The sequence below is a fragment of the Streptomyces sp. NPDC048277 genome (genome assembly GCF_040652235.1).
Lineage (GTDB): Bacteria > Actinomycetota > Actinomycetes > Streptomycetales > Streptomycetaceae > Streptomyces.
In genome coordinates this window covers 135645-151576 of record NZ_JBEZLQ010000002.1, presented here as the reverse complement: position 1 = coordinate 151576, position 15932 = coordinate 135645, and the positions used below count along the sequence as shown (strand labels likewise).

Here is a 15932-nt window from a genome sequence, read left to right as displayed (position 1 = left end):
CTGGTCAGTAATGACCGAATGAACGCGGTCCTGACCGTCCTCGCTGATGAGGGCGTACGTCAGGGCCGCGTCAGCTTTTTCAGCCCACGTATCAAGGCTTCATTGGTGTTTGACCGGTCGGTCACGCCCTGGTAACACCAAGCAGTGAGCCTGGTATCACTGCACATACACCCACTTCGCGAAGGGACCACCACCATGCAGGCCGCGCCCGTTCGCGCCACCGCCATCCCGTCCTTCACCGACGCGCTGCGCGCCGTCGAGTCGCTTCTGATGAGCGGCGGCCAGCGCACCGCCCGCCAGAACGCCTGGACCTCCGTCCTCGAGGACCGCCGTCGCGCCAAGGACCGCGTCGAGGCGCAGCGGTTCCTGGAGCAGGCCGCCGGCCGCTCCTGACACCCCTCCCCCGGACCTTCCCGGGGCACTGCCGTCGTCGGCACTCCCGGGGCCACGTAGACTTCGGGGCATGGCGAGGAAGGAACCCGCAGCGGACGCTGCGAATGCGGGACGACTGAAGCAGATCGTCCTGACGTACAAGATGACCCGCAAGGCCGATAAGACGATCGGTCTTGTACTTGCGGGTGTCGGTCTCGGCACCCTTGCCGTCTTCCTCGTGATCGGCTTCCTGATCGGCCACCCGGTCTATCTGGGCATCCTGGGTCTGCTGCTCGCCGTCCTCGCGACGGCGATCGTCTTCGGCCGGCGGGCCGAGCGGGCGGCCTTCGGCCAGATGGAGGGCCAGCCGGGCGCCGCGGCCGCGGTGCTGGACAACATCGGGCGGGGCTGGACGACGACACCCGCGGTGGCGATGAACCGCAGCCAGGACGTGGTGCACCGGGCGGTCGGCAAGGCCGGCATCGTGCTGGTCGCCGAGGGCAACCCGAACCGGGTGAAGACCCTGCTGGCCGCCGAGAAGAAGAAGATGGCCCGCATCGTGTCCGACGTCCCGGTGCACGACGTGATCGTGGGCACGGGCGAGGGCCAGGTCGAGCTGAAGAAGCTGCGCACGACGATGCTGAAGTTCCCGCGCGTGCTCGCCGGCCCCCAGGTGACGGCGACCAACGACCGGCTGCGGGCGATGGGGGACCTGATGTCCAACATGCCGCTGCCGAAGGGGCCGATGCCCAAGGGGATGCGGATGCCCAAGGGTGGGCCTCGGGGGCGGTAGTCGCCCAAGAGCTCGGGGCGCGGTGGTTGCGTTTGCGACCGCCGCGCCTTCGTGGTTTCTCGCGTAGTTCCTCGCGCCCCTTTGGGGCGCGGTGACACGCCACCGAACGGCCCATACGGCGGGTTATCGGGTCATTCGCTCCTAGCCTTCCCAATGTGACAAAACGCCATATCACATACCTCGCCTGTGCTGCCGCCCTGTGCGGCTCCCTCGGCGCCGCCCCTGCGTCCGCCGACCACCGCACCCTCGTGGTGCACCCGGGTGAGTCCATCCAGAAGGCGGTGAACGCCGCCGCTCCCGGCGACACCGTCGTCGTGATGGCCGGCACCTACCGCGAGAGCGTCAAGGTGACCACCCCCGGACTCACGCTGCGCGGCGTGGGCCCGGGGACCGTGCTCAAGCCGGCCAAGAAGGTCAAGGTCGGCAAGATGACGGCCGCCGCCCAGAAGTCCTGCGCGGAGATGGGCAACGGCATCTGCGTGGTCGGCACCAAGAAGCAGCCGGTCGAGGACGTGACCATCGCCCATATGACCGTCACCGGGTTCTCCCGGATCGGCGTGATGGCCGTGGGCGCGGCCAACCTGAACGTGCACGGCGTGTCCGCCGTGAAGAACGGTCAGTGGGGCCTCGCCGAGGAGCGCTCGGTGCACAGCACCTACCGGTACAACGTCGCCCGGAGCAACGGCGACGCGGGCCTGTTCCTCGCCAACTCCGTCACCGCGGAGAAGGGCGCCACCGACACCTTCGGCACGGTCGTCGAGCACAACCTCCTGGAGAAGAACCGGATCGGCGTCACCGTGCGCCGGCTGCGCGACCTCACCGTCTCGGACAACTCCGTGACCGGCAACTGCGCGGGCGTGTTCGTCGTCGGTGACGAGAACAAGCCGAAGGCGGGTCACCTGACCGTCGCCGACAACCAGGTCGTGAAGAACAACAAGTACTGCAAGAAGACCGCCCGGCTGGCCTTCCTGCAGGGCTCCGGCATCGTCCTGACGGGCACCGAGAACACCCTGGTGACCGGGAACACGGTCACCGGAAACTCCGGCAAGTCCCCGTTCTCGGGCGGTGTCGTGATCGTCAAGAGCTTCGTGAAGGTCAGCAGCGACAAGAACCAGATCACCCGCAACAAGCTGTCGGGCAACGCCCCCGCCGACCTCATCAACCAGGAGGCCGTCAAGCACGGCAACGCCTTCCAGAGCAACAGCTGCAAGAAGTCCAAGCCCGCTGGTCTGTGCTGACCGCAGGGACGTACGACACCCTCACAAGGAAGGAAGGCGGCACATGACCGCACCAGCACGCGACCTCTCGGCGCCGCTGAAGGAGTCGCAGACGGAGGGCGCACCGCCGCCGTCGATGCGGCTGCGAGAGCTCGTGTTCGGGGCGGCGTGTGCCGCCGCCGTCCGCGCGGCCGCCCGGCTGCGTGTCGCCGACGCGCTCGGCGACGCCCCCATGACCGTGGAGAGCCTGGCGTCCACGGTGAAGACCGACCCCAAGCCGCTGCGCCGGCTGCTGCGCGCCCTGTCCTGCTACGGCGTCTTCGCCGAGCGGCCGGACGGGACGTTCGCCCACACGGAGACCTCCCGGCTGCTGCGCGAGGACGACCCGCACAGCCTGCGGTACATCGCCCTGTGGTGCACCGAGCCGTGGACCTGGGACGCCTGGCCGAAGCTGGACGAGGCGGTGAAGAGCGGCCGTAACGTCGTCGAGGACCTCTACGGCAAGGAGTTCTTCGTCTACCTGAACGAGGACGCGCCGGAATCGGCGGACGTCTTCAACCGGGCGATGACCACCTCCAGCGAGCAGTCGGCCCGTGAGGTCGCCGCGCTGCTCGACCTGTCCGGCAGCCGGTCGGTCGCCGATCTCGGCGGCGGCCAGGGGCACGTGGTGGCGTGCCTGCTGGACAAGTACCCGGCGATGAAGGGCTATCTGCTCGATCTGCCCCGGGTGGTGGAGAAGGCCCTGCCCCGGTTGCGGGAGGGCGGCGACCTCGCGGACCGGACGAGCATCGTGCCCGGGGACATCCGGGAGGCCGTGCCGGTCGGGGCCGACGTCTACATCATCAAGAACATCCTGGAGTGGGACGACGAGTCCACCGCGCGGCTGCTCGCCAATGTCATCGCGGCGGGCGGGCCCGGGGCCCGGGTCGTGGTCATCGAGAACCTGGTCGACGACACTCCGTCGATGCGGTTCAGCACGGCCATGGACCTGCTGCTGCTCCTGAACGTCGGCGGGGCCAAGCACACCACCGACAGCATGGTGCGCCGGCTGACCGACGCGGGGCTGAACGTCCGTGACATCGAGCCGGTCAACCCGTATCTGCACGCCTTCGACTGCACGGTGCCCGCCTGAGCGGCGGCCCCCGTACAACGCCGGTGCCGGGCCCACGTCGTACGCGGGTCCGGCACCGTTGGCTGCACGGCGGGCGGTTCAGGCGACGCCGGCGCGCTCCCAGAGGTAGAAGCGCTGGGCCATCGCGTCCTTCGGGGAGCGCCAGGTCTCCGGGTCGTACGCGCTGACGTACGCCTGGAGACGGTCGCTGACGTCCCTGAACTCGGGGTGCGAGGTGACCTTGGCGATGGCGGGTCCCGGCTCGCGCTCGGACTCGATGAGGTGCATGTACACATCACCGAACTGGAAGAGGCTGCGCCGGGTGACCCCGACGAGCTGCGGCAGCTCTCCCCGGTCGGACTCCGCGAACACCTTCGCGATGTCGGGGGCGGAGCCCGGGGCCATACGGGCGACGATCAGGGCCTGGTGCACGTGTGTCTCCGTTCCTGTCTTCCCGGCGGCCGGCTCAGTCGGCCAGGGCCGGGTCGGGGCGGCGGCCGGTGGCGGCCTTCTCGATCTTGTCCCGGATGAGGGCCATCTGGACCTTGGAGTTCCGGTTGATGTTGTCGGTCATCCAGTCGTCGTCGACGGGGGCGTCCGGCTTCATCGCGAAGTCCTGGGTCCAGACCATCCGGGTGCCGGCGGGGACCTCCTCGTACTGCCAGAGGATGTCCATGTGCGCGAACGGGCCGGTCTCGACGCGGCGGGCCTTGACGCGCAGGTGGGCGCGGTCCGCCTCGCGCTCGGAGACCCAGCTCCACACCTTGCCGTTCTCGTCGGGGTGCATGGTGAGCCGGAAGGTGACCTTGTTGCCCACCTCCTCGAGGATCTCGGCGCTGGCGTACTCGCTGAACAGCTGGTGCCAGTTGGCCACGTCGTTGGTCATGTCCCAGACCAGGTCGACGGGCGCGGCGATGGTGATCTCGTTCTGGGTGTGTCCGGTCATGTCAGGCTCCCGCGGGCATGGCGCTGTTGACGAGGTCGAGGAACTGGCGCGGCGTCCTGCACCGCTCGGCGTCGACCGGCATCGGCACGCCGTGCTGGTTCTCCAGCTCGCCGACGATGCCGAGCAGGCCGAGCGAGTCGACACCGAAGGCGTCGAAGCCGCTGTCGGCCCGGTCCTGCAGGTCGGCCGGGGAGACGGTGATGCCGGCGGCCTTCTTCATGAGTTGGGACAGTTCGTCCACGGTGATGCTCATAGGAACTCCTTCTTCCTTCGCTGCCGGTCAGCAGCTGGTTGTCCGGATCACCCGGCCGCGCCGTGGCGCAGCACGAGTGCCGAGTTCGACCCCATGAGTCCCCGGCTGAGGACCAGCGCCGTACGTGGTGCGGCGGCGCGGGCGCTGCCGGTCACGAGGTCGAGGTCGTGGCAGATGTCGAAGACGCCCGGGGTGGGCGGGATCAGCCCGTGTTCCATGGCGAGCACCGCGGCGGCGGTGTCCAGGACGGGGGCCGCGCAGTAGCCCCGGCCGATCCCGGTCTTGGGTGCGGTGACCGGCACGCGTCTGCCGTGCGCGCCGAGGGCGTCGGTGATGGCCAGCGCCTCCGCCCGGTCGGCCTCCGGTACGCCGAGGGCGTCGGCGAAGACCACGTCGATCTCCTCCGGGGCGCAGCCGGCCTCGGCGAGGGCGCCGCGGATCGCCTGGGCGAGCCCGGCCCTGGAGTCGGCCCACCGGGAGGCCCCGGTGAAGGTCGACGCGTGTCCGTCGAGGGTGGCCCGCACGGGCAGTCCGCGTTCCCGGGCCGAGCCGGTGTCCTCGACGACGAGCATGGCGCCGCCCTCGGCCGGCACGAATCCGCAGGCCTGCTCGGTGAACGGGCGGTAGGCGCGGGCCGGGTCGGCCTCCCGGCTGAGCTCCTCGTAGCCGAGCTGGCACACCACCGAGTACGGAGCTATCGGCGCCTCGGTGGAGCCGGCCACGATGACGTCCGTGCCCCGGCGCACCGCGCGGGCGGCATGGGCGAGGGCGTCCAGGCCGCCGGCCTCGTCGGCGGCGACCACCGAGCAGGGGCCCTTGAAGCCGCGCCGGATGGAGATCTGGCCGGTGCTGGCCGCGTAGAACCAGGCGATGGACTGGTAGGGGCCGACGAACCGGCTGCCCTTGCCCCACAGCTGCTGGAGCTCGCGCTGGCCGAACTCGCCGCCGCCGGAGCCGGCCGCGGTGACCACACCGACGTCGAACGGCGAGCCGTCGGTGTCGGCGCGGCCGAGCCGGGCGTCCTCCAGGGCGAGGTCGGCCGCGGCCATCGCGAAGTGCGTGAAGCGGTCGGTCTGGACGATGAGGCGTTCCTCGACGGCGGCCGCCGGGTCGAAGTCGCGGACTTCTCCGGCCACCTTCATGGGCAGGTGCTCGCAGCCGTCGCGGGTCACCTTGTCGAGGACGTTGCGGCCCTCCTGGACGGATTTCCAGAAGGTCTCGGTGCTGGTTCCGTTGGGCGCTACGACACCGATGCCGGTGACAGCCGCCCGCCGAGAATGGGGTTCGCTCATCGTGTCCTTCCTCTCGGCCGGGTCAGGATCACCGCGGACTGGAAGCCCCCGAACCCGCTGCCCACGGACAGGACACCGCTCAGGGGCCGTTCGCGGGCGACGCGCGGCACGTAGTCGAGGTCGCACTCGGGGTCGGGGGTCTCGTAGTTGGCGGTGGGAGGGACGACCTGGTGGGCCAGGGCGAGCACACAGGCCACCACCTCGATCGCGCCGATGGCGCCGAGCGAGTGGCCCACCATGGACTTGATGGAGCTCATGGGCGTCGAGTACGCGTGCTGTCCGAGCGCCTTCTTGACGGCGGCGGTCTCGTGGCGGTCGTTCTGCCGGGTGCCGGAGCCGTGCGCGTTGACGTAGTCGATGGCGGTGGGGTCGAGGCGGGCGTGGTCCAGGGCGGTCTCGATGGCGCGGGCCATCTCCAGGCCCTCGCTGGTGAGTCCGGTCATGTGGTAGGCGTTGCCGAAGGTGGCGTAGCCCTCCAGGAGGCAGTAGATGTGCGCGCCGCGGGCCTTGGCGTGCTCCTCCTCCTCCAGGACGAGCACCGCGCCGCCCTCGCCCATGACGAACCCGTCGCGGCGGTTGTCGAAGGGGCGGGAGGCGTGCTCGGGGTCGTCGTTGTTCGGTGAGGTGGCCTTGATCGCGTCGAAGCAGGCCATGGTGATGGGTGAGATCGGGGAGTCCGAGGCACCGGCGATGCAGATGTCGGCGCGGCCCTCCTGGACGGTGTGGAAGGCGTAGCCGACGGCGTCCAGGCCCGAGGTGCAGCCGGTGGAGACGGTCTGTACCGGACCCTGGGCGCCGAATCGTTCCGCCACCGCGGAGGCGAGGGTGCTCGGGGAGAACGCCCGGTGCAGCTGGGGTCCCGCCTGCCGGTGGTCCACGTCCCAGTGCCGGCCGGCGGCGCTGACCAGGACGTAGTCGTGCTCCAGGCGGGTGGTGCCGCCCACCGCGGTCCCCAGGGACACCCCGACCCGCCAGGGATCCTCCCGGCCCAGGTCGAGACCGGAGTCCCGGACCGCCTCGTCACCGGCGACCAGGGCGAACTGTATGTACCGGTCCGCCCGTTCGATCTCCTCGGCGTCCAGGCCGTGCGCCGCCGGGTCGAAGTCGCACTCGGCGGCGATCCGCGACCGGAGGCCGGAGGGGTCGAAGAAGGTGATGCCGCGCGTCGCGGTCCGGCCGGCGGCGAGCAAGTCCCAGAACGCCGGTACGCCCACACCCCCCGGAGCCACGATGCCTATGCCCGTAACCGCCACGCGCCGGGTCACGACCGGACCTGCCCCACGGCGACGGCTTCCGTCTCCTCGGTGTCGACATGGCCCAGGGCCGGGCGCGGGGCCAGCGGGCCGAGGTGGAACACGATCCGCGCCTCGACATCGCCCACGTTGCGGAAGCGGTGCTTCATGTTGATGGGGATCATCAGCCCCTGCTCGGGCCGCAGCGGGTGCGGCTCGCCGTCGAGGTCGACCTCCAGCTCGCCGCAGACGACATACACGAACTCCTCGGAGTACGGGTGGTAGTGCTCGGCGATGCGGTCGCCCGGCTGCACGATGGCCACACCCAGGAAACCGCTGGTGGAGCCCACCGTGGCGGGGGTGAGCATGGCGCGCAGATCGCCGCCACGCCGCGTGTTGGGCTCGACCTCGCTGAGGTCCACGATCTTCGGAATGGGCTTCATCACGTACTCCTCCGTGAATGTGATGCCGTGGTCTGATGCGGCGGTGGTCGGGGTCAGGCGTCCGGCGAGCGGCGGTCGGTGATCAGCTGCATCCGCACCGCGTCGCCGTCCAGCAGGGCGGTCAGGGCACGGGCCGGGGTGGCGTCCACGGGCGTGCCGGGCCGGTGCTCGACCAGCCGTACGACGACGTCGTCGCGCTGGAAGATCGTGCTGTGCAGCACCGGGCTCGCCGGGTCCTCGGCCGCGGCCTCGTCGTGCTGCGCGAGCAGCTCGGCCAGCCGCATCCCGCAGCCGGGGCGGGCCGGGTAGTACAGCGCGTGGCGCTCGCCCTCGGCCAGCTCGTCGGCGCTGACGTGGTGGACGGCCGGCAGCGCCGCCCGGGTGAAGAACACCCGTGCGGATTCCTGGTCGTTGAGGTCGCGCTCCTGCTCCAGGTAGGGGTTGATGGCCTCCTCGACGGCCCGTACCTCGGGCTGCCGGGCGACATGGCGCAGGGCGGCCATCAGTTCGCCGCGCACCTCGATGGCCCGCACGACCCGGTTGCCGTGCATGTACAGGGAGGTGCGGCAGAGCCGGGTGGCGTCGTCGACCTTCGCCTCGGGCGAGGCGTAGTCCGCGAGGATCCTCGCGACCTCGGCCTCACTGCCGGGCCGGACCGTGAAGGTGAGCGCGTGCCGGATCACTCCGTCGCCCATCCGCGGCTCGGCCTGCAGGACGCGCACGGCGTCCGCCGACGGGCCGCCGGTCTCGCGGACGACGTGGAAGCGCAGCGACCGGGTGTCGCGGACGCAGTTGTGCAGCGGCTTCACCATCTCCACGTGCTCCTCGCTGTTCACCCAGGCGAGGAACGGCGGGGCGCTCTCCCACTCGCTGGTGATCAGCCACTGCGAGGGGTTCTCGATCGACTGGCAGAGCTGGTCGCTGACATGGCCGGGCACCTGGGCGACCTGGTTGCACAGCTGCTCGTAGGCCTCCAGGAACTGCTGCTGTGCGCCGTCGTAGACGTCCACCAGCAGGACGACCCGGAGCCGGGAGCCGTCGAAGACGGACTGGGAGACCCGTTTCGACACCGGGCGGGTCGTTCGGCTCGGGTTTTTCGAAACCTTTTCCGAGATCGTCGTCATGCTTCGCACATCTCCTTCGCGGGGGCAGCGGCGGGCGCCTTCGCCGATGACGCGGCGTCAGCGCTTCTTGATCCTGTGCCGGTCCTTCGAAGTGCGCGACTCGCGTGAACCAGGTGGGTGATTGAGCACGCGGAACCCCTGCCGGAGGGGCCCGGAAGGGGCATGGAAGTTCCGACGCACCTGACGCACCACCACCCGCCTCTGGAGTGCCCGATGCACCGGAAAACCGATCACCAGGTCCCCGTCCTCGTCGTGGGCGGCTCCCTCGTGGGCCTGTCCATGTCCCTCTTCCTGGGCCGACTGGGCGTACGGCACATGCTCGTCGAGAGACACTCCGGGACCTCGATCCATCCACGCGGCCGGGGCAACAACGTGCGCACGATGGAGCTGTTCCGGAAGGCCGGCATCGAGGCCGACATCAGGACCGCGGCCTCACTCCTCGCCGACAACCACGGCATCCTGCAGACCCCGACGCTGGTCGGCGACGCCGGCGACTGGCTGTTCAAGGAGATCGACCCCGGCGGCGGACTCGCGAGGTTCAGCCCGACGGGCTGGTGCCTGTGCAGCCAGAACGACCTCGAACCCGTGCTCCGTCGATCGGCCGAGTCCCTCACCGGCGAGCTGCGCTACTTCCACGAGATGGAGTCCTTCGAACAGGACCCCGAAGGAGTGACGGCGTACGTCCGCGACCGTGACTCCGACCGGATGTACACCGTCCGCGCGGACTACCTGGTCGCCGCCGACGGCCCGCGCAGCCCCGTCCGGGGCCGTCTGGGCGTCGGCCAGACGGGCCCCGGCGACCTGTTCGCCAACGTCAGCATCACCTTCCGCTCCAAGCTGCTGGCGGGCACGGTCGGGGACCGCCGCTTCATCTGCTGCTACCTCACCGACCCCGAGGCGGACGGCGCGCTCCTGCCCGTCGACAACAAGGAGCGCTGGGTCTTCCACGCCCCCTGGCACCCCGAACGCGGCGAAACCCTCGACGAGTTCACCGAGGAGCGGCTCACCCGGCACATCCGCCGTGCCGTGGGCGTCCCCGACCTGGATGTCGAGGTCACCGGCCGCGCGTCCTGGCGGGCGGCCGAGCGGGTCGCCGAACGGTACTCGTCCGGGCGGGTCTTCCTGGCCGGCGACTCCGCGCACGAGATGTCCCCGACCGGCGCGTTCGGCTCCAACACCGGCATCCAGGACGCCCACAACCTGGCCTGGAAGCTGGCGGCGGTCCTCGACGGCTGGGCGGGCCCGGGGCTCCTGGACTCCTACGACGCCGAGCGCCGCCCGGTCGCCCTCGCCACCAGCGCCCGTGCCTCCGCCCGCTCGGTGGAACACAGCCACCCCGGCTTCGCACCGGCCCCCGGCATCGGCGCGGGCAACCGCGGCGGCATCCTCAACATCGTCCTCGGCTACCGCTACCCGAAGGGCGCGGTGCTGGGCGCGGACCCGGCGGAGCCGGTCGTCCCCGACGGGATGAACCTGACGGGGCAGCCGGGCAGCCGGGCGCCGCATCTGTGGCTGCGCCGGGCGGGCGAACGCGTCTCCACCCTCGACCTCTACGAGCGCTCACTGGTCCTGCTCAGCTCCGCGGGCTCGGCCTGGCACACGGCGGCCCGCCGGATCGCGGACACGGAGCGGGTACGACTGGACGCGTACGGCATCGGGGCGGCGGGGGATCTTGTGTACGACACTGAGGACGCCGACTGGGCGACGGCCCACGGCACGACGGCGGACGGCGCGGTACTGGTACGCCCCGACGGCTACGTGGCCTGGCGCTCCCCGGGCCCGGCGGAGGGAGACGCGGAGGCGGAACTGCGGGAGGTACTGGGGCAGGTACTGCGGAAGAGGTGAAAGGCGCCCCGTCAGGGGCGCGGGACTGTATCGATATGCGGCTACCGCCGCGTGAGCGCGACCAGCCCCCACGCACCCGCAGTCAGATACGGACCTCGACCGTCCTCGCCAGCCGGTCGTGCAGCCCCCTGCCGTCCCGGTCCCACACCAGCGCCGGGATCGCGAGGCACAACAGGAGCGTGCGGGCCAGGGCGCGCAGCGGCTGTACCCGGCCCGTCCCGACGCCCACCACCCGCAGGCCGAACAGCCGCTTGCCCGGCGTGTAGCCGAGCGTGCCCACGGTGAGGACGCCCAGGACGAAGAAGATGAGCAGCGCCCAGTTGCTGGTGGCCGGGCTGTTGCCCTTGGTGATCAGGCCGTATGCGATCAGGACGCACAGCGCCCAGTCCACGGCCAGCGCACCGAGCCGCCTGCCGGGGCGGGCGATGGAGCCCGGTCCCTGCTCCGGCAGACCGAGCTGCTCGCCCCGGTACCCGAACTCCGCGCCCGCCTCTTCCATGGCCGCGCGGGGTCCGGAGAGCCACGATCCGATTGCTTGCCTGTTGTCCACCCGTCAACGGTACTGCGCGGGTGTGCGCCCTTGTTCCGGCGGGGTGTCCGGGGGCTACGGTGGAACAGGGCCGGTTAACTTCAGCGAAACAAATGGGTCACGCCCGAGAAATCACCCGTCCCTAGTGTCGAGGACAGCGTGTGCCACCGCACTGGCCGCACGAACGAACTACCACCCCGGCACGGGAACGGCCGGGAGTAGGAGGAGCTGGATGTTCCAGAACGCCGACGAGGCCAAGAAGTTCATCGCGGACGAGGACGTCAAGTTCATCGACGTCCGTTTCTGCGACCTGCCGGGCGTCATGCAGCACTTCTCGCTGCCCGTCGAGGCGTTCGACCCGGACGAGGAGCTCGCCTTCGACGGATCGTCGATCCGTGGTTTCCAGGCGATCCACGAGTCCGACATGGCGCTGCGCGCGGACCTGTCGACCGCCCGCGTGGACCCGTTCCGCCGGGACAAGACGCTCAACATCAACTTCTTCATCCACGACCCGATCACGGGCGAGCAGTACTCCCGTGACCCGCGCAACGTGGCGAAGAAGGCGGAGGCCTACCTCGCGTCGACCGGTATCGCGGACACCGCGTACTTCGGCCCCGAGGCCGAGTTCTACGTCTTCGACAGCGTCCGCTTCGCCACCTCGGCGAACGAGAGCTTCTACCACATCGACTCCGAGGCCGGCGCCTGGAACACCGGTGCCCTCGAGGACAACCGCGGCTACAAGGTCCGCTACAAGGGCGGCTACTTCCCCGTCCCGCCGGTCGACCACTTCGCCGACCTGCGCGCCGAGATCTCCCTGGAGCTGGCCAAGTCCGGCCTCCAGGTCGAGCGCCAGCACCACGAGGTGGGCACCGCCGGCCAGGCGGAGATCAACTACAAGTTCAACACGCTGCTCGCCGCGGCGGACGACCTGCAGCTCTTCAAGTACATCGTGAAGAACGTGGCCTGGCGCAACGGCAAGACCGCGACCTTCATGCCGAAGCCGATCTTCGGCGACAACGGCTCGGGCATGCACGTCCACCAGTCCCTGTGGACCGGCGGCCAGCCGCTCTTCTACGACGAGGCCGGCTACGCGGGTCTGTCGGACACCGCCCGCTACTACATCGGCGGCATCCTGAAGCACGCCCCGTCGCTGCTGGCCTTCACCAACCCGACGGTGAACTCGTACCACCGTCTGGTCCCGGGCTTCGAGGCGCCGATCAACCTGGTGTACTCGCAGCGCAACCGGTCCGCCGCGATGCGTATCCCGATCACGGGTTCGAACCCGAAGGCCAAGCGTGTCGAGTTCCGCGCGCCCGACTCCTCCGGCAACCCGTACCTCGCCTTCTCGGCCCTGCTGCTCGCGGGCCTGGACGGCATCAAGAACAAGATCGAGCCGGCCGAGCCGATCGACAAGGACCTCTACGAGCTGGCTCCCGAGGAGCACGCGAACGTCGCCCAGGTCCCGACCTCGCTCCCGGCCGTTCTCGACTCCCTGGAGCGCGACCACGAGTTCCTGCTCGCCGGTGACGTCTTCACGCCCGACCTGATCGAGACGTGGATCGACCTCAAGCGCACCAACGAGATCGCCCCGCTGCAGCTGCGTCCGCACCCGCACGAGTTCGAGCTGTACTTCGACGTGTAAGTCGATTCCGACCTGCAGAGATGCGGGTATGAGCGGAGTGTGCCGGTGCAGGTCAACAGTTCGTTGACCTGCACCGACGCATGTTCGGGACTGCCCTCGTCATCGGACGTTCCCATGGGTGGCGGTCAGCAGGTGAGGTTGGAGCCTGCGGGGACGCCGAGGATGGAGGTGAAGGCGAGGTAGTCGTTGACGCGGTCCTGCATCTCGGCGGTGTTGCCGCCGTTGCACTCGATGCTGCCGTTGATGCTGCGGATGGTCTCGCCGAAGCCCGCGCCGTTGACCATGGCGTTGTGTCCGGTCATCGTGCCGGGGCCGGTCTGGGTGTTCCAGTACCACAGGCCGGTCTTCCAGGAGATCGCCGAGTCGGAGGCAACCAGGCCGGGGTTGTCCAGCAGGTCGACGCCGAGGGCGTCGCCGGCGGCCTTGTAGTTGAAGTTCCAGCTGAGCTGCATCGGGCCGCGTCCGTAGTAGGCGTAGGTGCCGGCGGGGCAGCCGTAGGGCTCGCTCGCGCAGTAGTTCCCGGACTGGTCGACCTCGTTGACATAGACGAGGCCGCCGGTCTCGTGGTCGACGTTGGCCAGGAACGCCGCGGCCTCCTGCTTCTGCACGGTGGTGCTGCCGGTGGTGGCGAATCCGGGGTAGGCGCCGAGCGCGGCCACCAGGCCGCTGTAGGTGTAGAAGGAGTTCCGGTTCGGGAACATCTGGCCGAACTGGGCTTCGCTGACCACGAATCCGCCCGTGCCGCCTCCGCCGGAGCCCCCGGTGCAGGTGTAGGGGGACCAGTACCAGGTGCTGATGGTGGGGTCGTATCCGGGGTTGTCGTGGGTGGCGATGTAGTACTGGCCGTTGGGGGTGTACCGCACGATGGCGCCGGTCGTGTAGGACTGTCCGGCCACCCAGGCGGGGTAGTTGCAGCTGCCGCCGGTGCCTCCCCCGCTGGAGCCACCGCAGGCTCCTTGGTCGGCCCAGACCGCGGCGACTCCGGGCGTCTCGCCCTGTGTCCACCACTTGGCCTGCCAGTTGTCGCCGTTGTAGGAGGCGGTCATGCCGCCGGTGTAGACCGCGCCGGAGCTCCAGGCCGCGGCGCAGTCCGCCGCTGTCGCGGGGCTCGCGGCGCCGAGGACGGTGAACGCGCCCAGGAGGCAGGCCAGGACGGTCAGCAGGACTGTCATGCACCTGCCATATGGACGCTTGCGAGGCTCGCCGGGCATGGCTGTGCTCATCTGCCACTCCAGAGGTAGGGGGTGAGTGGTGACCCCAGCAGCAAAGCGCGATTGGTCCAGACCAGTCAAGGGTCAGGCGAGGACTCTTATGAGGACATGACCAATGCCCACTTCCCTTGCCCCGCGGCTCGACCCGGCCCGGTTCGTACCGGGGATCAGTGCGGACTCCGACAGGGGCGAGCCCGCCCGCGGCCTCGACGTGTTCCCGACATCACGCACGGCGCTCGCCCGGATCCCGCCTGCGGAGCCGTGGCCGCCGATCCAGGACGTCCGCCGGGATTGCGATCCGCAGATCCACCGCGCGGCCAGGACCCCGACCGCGGCCCGATGGCGGGCCGGGTGTCGGTCGCGGCGAGGTCCTCGCCTCCGTGTCGCCATGGCGAAGCCCTCTCGGCGCGTGGAGTTCGCCACAATTGGTCCATTTGAGATGCATGAACGCATAAAAATGGTTCTTTGATGCCGGTTGCCACTCCTCCGGTAACCCGCTCCAGGGATTCAACGACCAGTGGCATGGGAGAAGCGTTTGATCACACCAGGTAAGCGACACACCAGGCTGATGGCTACGGCCGGCGTACTCGGTGGCGCACTCGCACTCACGGCCCTCGGCGGCACCAGCAACGCTGCCACCAGCGGCGACACCACCGGGAATCAGGCGGCCGCCCAGGACGCCTCCGACGCCCGAATAAAGATCACGCCCGGGCAAGGTGCCCACGGCGTCGGAATCAACGACCCCGTCAAGGTCACGGTCGGCAACGGCACGCTCACCAAGGTGACCATGACCGCCGTCGCGACCGGTGCCGAGATTCCGGGCACCCTGTCCGCGGACGGCACGTCCTGGACGTCGAACGGCCGGCTGGAGCGGGCCGCCAGATACCAGGTCGCCGCAGATGCCGAGGACGCCAAGGGCCGCTCCGTCACGGGGAACGCCACGATCACCACGGTCTCTCCGGCCAACGACTTCATCGGGCACCTCTCCCCCGAGGACGGCTCGACCGTCGGCGTGGGAATGCCGGTCACGGTCTCCTTCGACAAGGCGATCGGCGACAAGGCCGCCGTGGAGTCCCAGATCCAGGTCAGCTCCAGCAGCGGGCAGCGGATCGTCGGTCACTGGTTCAACGACAACCGCCTGGACTTCCGCCCCGAGAACTACTGGAAGCCCGGCTCCACCGTCACCGTCAAGCTCACCCGCCACGGCATCCGGAAGACGGTCACGTTCAAGATCGGCCGGAGCCAGATCAGCACGGTCGACGCCGGGACGAAGCAGATGACCGTCGTACGGGACGGCAAGGCGATCAAAACCATCCCGATCTCGTCCGGCAGCCCCGAGCACCCGACGTACAACGGCCGGATGGTCATCTCCGAGAAGTTCGGGCAGACCCACATGAACGGTGCGAGCGTCGGCCTCATGAAGAAGGACGGCAAGCCCGCGTACGACATCGACGACGTACCGCACGCCATGCGGCTGACCGCCTCGGGCACGTTCATCCACGGCAACTACTGGGGTGCCGACTCGGTCTTCGGCAAGGTCAACACCAGCCACGGCTGCATAGGCCTGAAGGACGTCAAGGGCGGCGGCGACGGCAGGCAGCCCGCCGCGTGGTTCTTCGGCAACTCGATGATCGGTGACGTCGTGATCGTCAAGAACTCCGCGGACAAGACCACATTGGCCCCGGACAACGGCCTCGGCGACTGGAACATGCCGTGGAGCGAGTGGGTCTCGGGCAGCGCGACCGGCTGACACCGTCTCGCCGCACGGGCGCCTGCACTGGGAATGCTCCCGGTCCGGCGCCCATTCGGGTGCGGCCGTCCGCGCCCGGCGGCCGGCGAAACGCACCGCCTCGTCACTCCCCCGAACGGAGCAATCACAGACCGTTGTCCCCTTGTCTCCCTTGACCGGTGCCCCATTCGGA

Annotated in this window: 16 protein-coding genes; 7 read left to right on the top strand and 9 right to left on the bottom strand. The window is 69.7% G+C overall.

Annotated elements, in window-relative coordinates; translation table 11 throughout:
• Nucleotides 1–195 precede the first annotated feature (195 nt).
• From AB0D85_RS05365 to AB0D85_RS05350, 4 genes are all read left to right on the top strand, one after another.
• A complete protein-coding gene (locus tag AB0D85_RS05365) occupies nt 196–393 on the top strand; it encodes a hypothetical protein (RefSeq protein WP_181806529.1) in 198 nt (65 codons plus the stop codon).
• A gap of 70 nt (nt 394–463) precedes the next feature.
• A complete protein-coding gene (locus AB0D85_RS05360; RefSeq protein WP_362313910.1) occupies nt 464–1165 on the top strand; it encodes a DUF4191 domain-containing protein in 702 nt (233 codons plus the stop codon).
• Nucleotides 1166–1320: 155 nt separating this feature from the next.
• Nucleotides 1321–2403, top strand: a complete 1083-nt coding sequence (locus AB0D85_RS05355) for a right-handed parallel beta-helix repeat-containing protein (RefSeq protein WP_362313907.1) — start codon at nt 1321–1323, stop codon at nt 2401–2403.
• A gap of 76 nt (nt 2404–2479) precedes the next feature.
• Nucleotides 2480–3514, top strand: a complete 1035-nt coding sequence (locus AB0D85_RS05350; protein ID WP_362315170.1) for a methyltransferase — start codon at nt 2480–2482, stop codon at nt 3512–3514.
• A 78-nt stretch (nt 3515–3592) separates the two neighbouring features.
• Here AB0D85_RS05350 and AB0D85_RS05345 read toward each other — a convergent pair whose 3' ends face one another.
• Genes AB0D85_RS05345 through AB0D85_RS05315 form a run of 7 tightly spaced genes read right to left on the bottom strand, consistent with a single transcriptional unit; the run spans nt 3593 to nt 8783 of the window.
• On the bottom strand, nt 3593–3925 hold the full coding sequence (locus AB0D85_RS05345) for a TcmI family type II polyketide cyclase (protein ID WP_362313904.1): 333 nt from the start codon (nt 3923–3925) through the stop codon (nt 3593–3595).
• Nucleotides 3926–3959: 34 nt separating this feature from the next.
• A complete protein-coding gene (locus AB0D85_RS05340) occupies nt 3960–4439 on the bottom strand; it encodes an SRPBCC family protein (protein ID WP_362313901.1) in 480 nt (159 codons plus the stop codon).
• 1 nt (nt 4440) lies between these two features.
• Nucleotides 4441–4692 (bottom strand): acyl carrier protein, encoded by a 252-nt coding sequence (locus AB0D85_RS05335; RefSeq protein WP_362313898.1) that lies wholly within the window; start codon nt 4690–4692, stop codon nt 4441–4443.
• A gap of 47 nt (nt 4693–4739) precedes the next feature.
• Nucleotides 4740–5984: a ketosynthase chain-length factor gene (locus tag AB0D85_RS05330; protein ID WP_362313895.1), complete on the bottom strand. Its 1245-nt coding sequence runs from the start codon at nt 5982–5984 to the stop codon at nt 4740–4742.
• Nucleotides 5981–7249 (bottom strand): beta-ketoacyl-[acyl-carrier-protein] synthase family protein, encoded by a 1269-nt coding sequence (locus tag AB0D85_RS05325; protein WP_362313892.1) that lies wholly within the window; start codon nt 7247–7249, stop codon nt 5981–5983. The genes AB0D85_RS05330 and AB0D85_RS05325 overlap by 4 nt, the downstream gene beginning before the upstream one ends.
• On the bottom strand, nt 7246–7659 hold the full coding sequence (locus AB0D85_RS05320; RefSeq protein ID WP_362313889.1) for a cupin domain-containing protein: 414 nt from the start codon (nt 7657–7659) through the stop codon (nt 7246–7248). Before AB0D85_RS05320 ends, AB0D85_RS05325 begins: the two co-directional genes overlap by 4 nt.
• A gap of 53 nt (nt 7660–7712) precedes the next feature.
• The gene (locus tag AB0D85_RS05315; protein WP_362313886.1) at nt 7713–8783 is read right to left on the bottom strand and encodes a SchA/CurD-like domain-containing protein; all 1071 of its coding nucleotides are present in this window, start codon (nt 8781–8783) and stop codon (nt 7713–7715) included.
• 213 nt (nt 8784–8996) lie between these two features.
• Here AB0D85_RS05315 and AB0D85_RS05310 point away from each other — a divergent pair, with 213 nt between their 5' ends.
• Nucleotides 8997–10628 carry an FAD-dependent monooxygenase gene (locus tag AB0D85_RS05310; RefSeq protein WP_362313882.1) on the top strand — a complete coding sequence of 544 codons (1632 nt, stop codon included), beginning with the start codon at nt 8997–8999 and terminating at the stop codon, nt 10626–10628.
• An 82-nt stretch (nt 10629–10710) separates the two neighbouring features.
• Here the strand turns inward: AB0D85_RS05310 and AB0D85_RS05305 are convergent, their stop codons facing one another.
• Nucleotides 10711–11178 carry an RDD family protein gene (locus AB0D85_RS05305; protein WP_362313879.1) on the bottom strand — a complete coding sequence of 156 codons (468 nt, stop codon included), beginning with the start codon at nt 11176–11178 and terminating at the stop codon, nt 10711–10713.
• A 211-nt stretch (nt 11179–11389) separates the two neighbouring features.
• Here AB0D85_RS05305 and glnA point away from each other — a divergent pair, with 211 nt between their 5' ends.
• Nucleotides 11390–12799, top strand: a complete 1410-nt coding sequence (gene glnA, locus AB0D85_RS05300; RefSeq protein WP_362313876.1) for a type I glutamate--ammonia ligase — start codon at nt 11390–11392, stop codon at nt 12797–12799.
• A 125-nt stretch (nt 12800–12924) separates the two neighbouring features.
• Here glnA and AB0D85_RS05295 read toward each other — a convergent pair whose 3' ends face one another.
• Nucleotides 12925–13971, bottom strand: coding sequence for a glycoside hydrolase family 19 protein (locus AB0D85_RS05295; protein WP_362313873.1), 1047 nt, complete (start codon nt 13969–13971; stop codon nt 12925–12927).
• 607 nt (nt 13972–14578) lie between these two features.
• Between AB0D85_RS05295 and AB0D85_RS05290 the strand changes: the two genes are divergently transcribed.
• Nucleotides 14579–15760 carry an Ig-like domain-containing protein gene (locus tag AB0D85_RS05290; RefSeq protein ID WP_362313870.1) on the top strand — a complete coding sequence of 394 codons (1182 nt, stop codon included), beginning with the start codon at nt 14579–14581 and terminating at the stop codon, nt 15758–15760.
• Nucleotides 15761–15932: the final 172 nt, after the last annotated feature.

Bases quoted from the DNA above. Each gene is read 5' to 3' on its own strand.
- AB0D85_RS05310 (WP_362313882.1), top strand. From the start codon at position 8,997: ATGCACCGGAAAACCGATCACCAGGTCCCCGTCCTCGTCGTGGGCGGC.
- AB0D85_RS05365 (WP_181806529.1), top strand. From the start codon at position 196: ATGCAGGCCGCGCCCGTTCGCGCCACCGCCATCCCGTCCTTCACCGAC.
- AB0D85_RS05290 (WP_362313870.1), top strand. From the start codon at position 14,579: ATGGCTACGGCCGGCGTACTCGGTGGCGCACTCGCACTCACGGCCCTC.
- AB0D85_RS05295 (WP_362313873.1), bottom strand. From the start codon at position 13,971: ATGACAGTCCTGCTGACCGTCCTGGCCTGCCTCCTGGGCGCGTTCACC.
- AB0D85_RS05330 (WP_362313895.1), bottom strand. From the start codon at position 5,984: ATGAGCGAACCCCATTCTCGGCGGGCGGCTGTCACCGGCATCGGTGTC.
- AB0D85_RS05360 (WP_362313910.1), top strand. From the start codon at position 464: ATGGCGAGGAAGGAACCCGCAGCGGACGCTGCGAATGCGGGACGACTG.
- AB0D85_RS05340 (WP_362313901.1), bottom strand. From the start codon at position 4,439: ATGACCGGACACACCCAGAACGAGATCACCATCGCCGCGCCCGTCGAC.
- glnA (WP_362313876.1), top strand. From the start codon at position 11,390: ATGTTCCAGAACGCCGACGAGGCCAAGAAGTTCATCGCGGACGAGGAC.
- AB0D85_RS05320 (WP_362313889.1), bottom strand. From the start codon at position 7,659: ATGAAGCCCATTCCGAAGATCGTGGACCTCAGCGAGGTCGAGCCCAAC.
- AB0D85_RS05335 (WP_362313898.1), bottom strand. From the start codon at position 4,692: ATGAGCATCACCGTGGACGAACTGTCCCAACTCATGAAGAAGGCCGCC.
- AB0D85_RS05315 (WP_362313886.1), bottom strand. From the start codon at position 8,783: ATGACGACGATCTCGGAAAAGGTTTCGAAAAACCCGAGCCGAACGACC.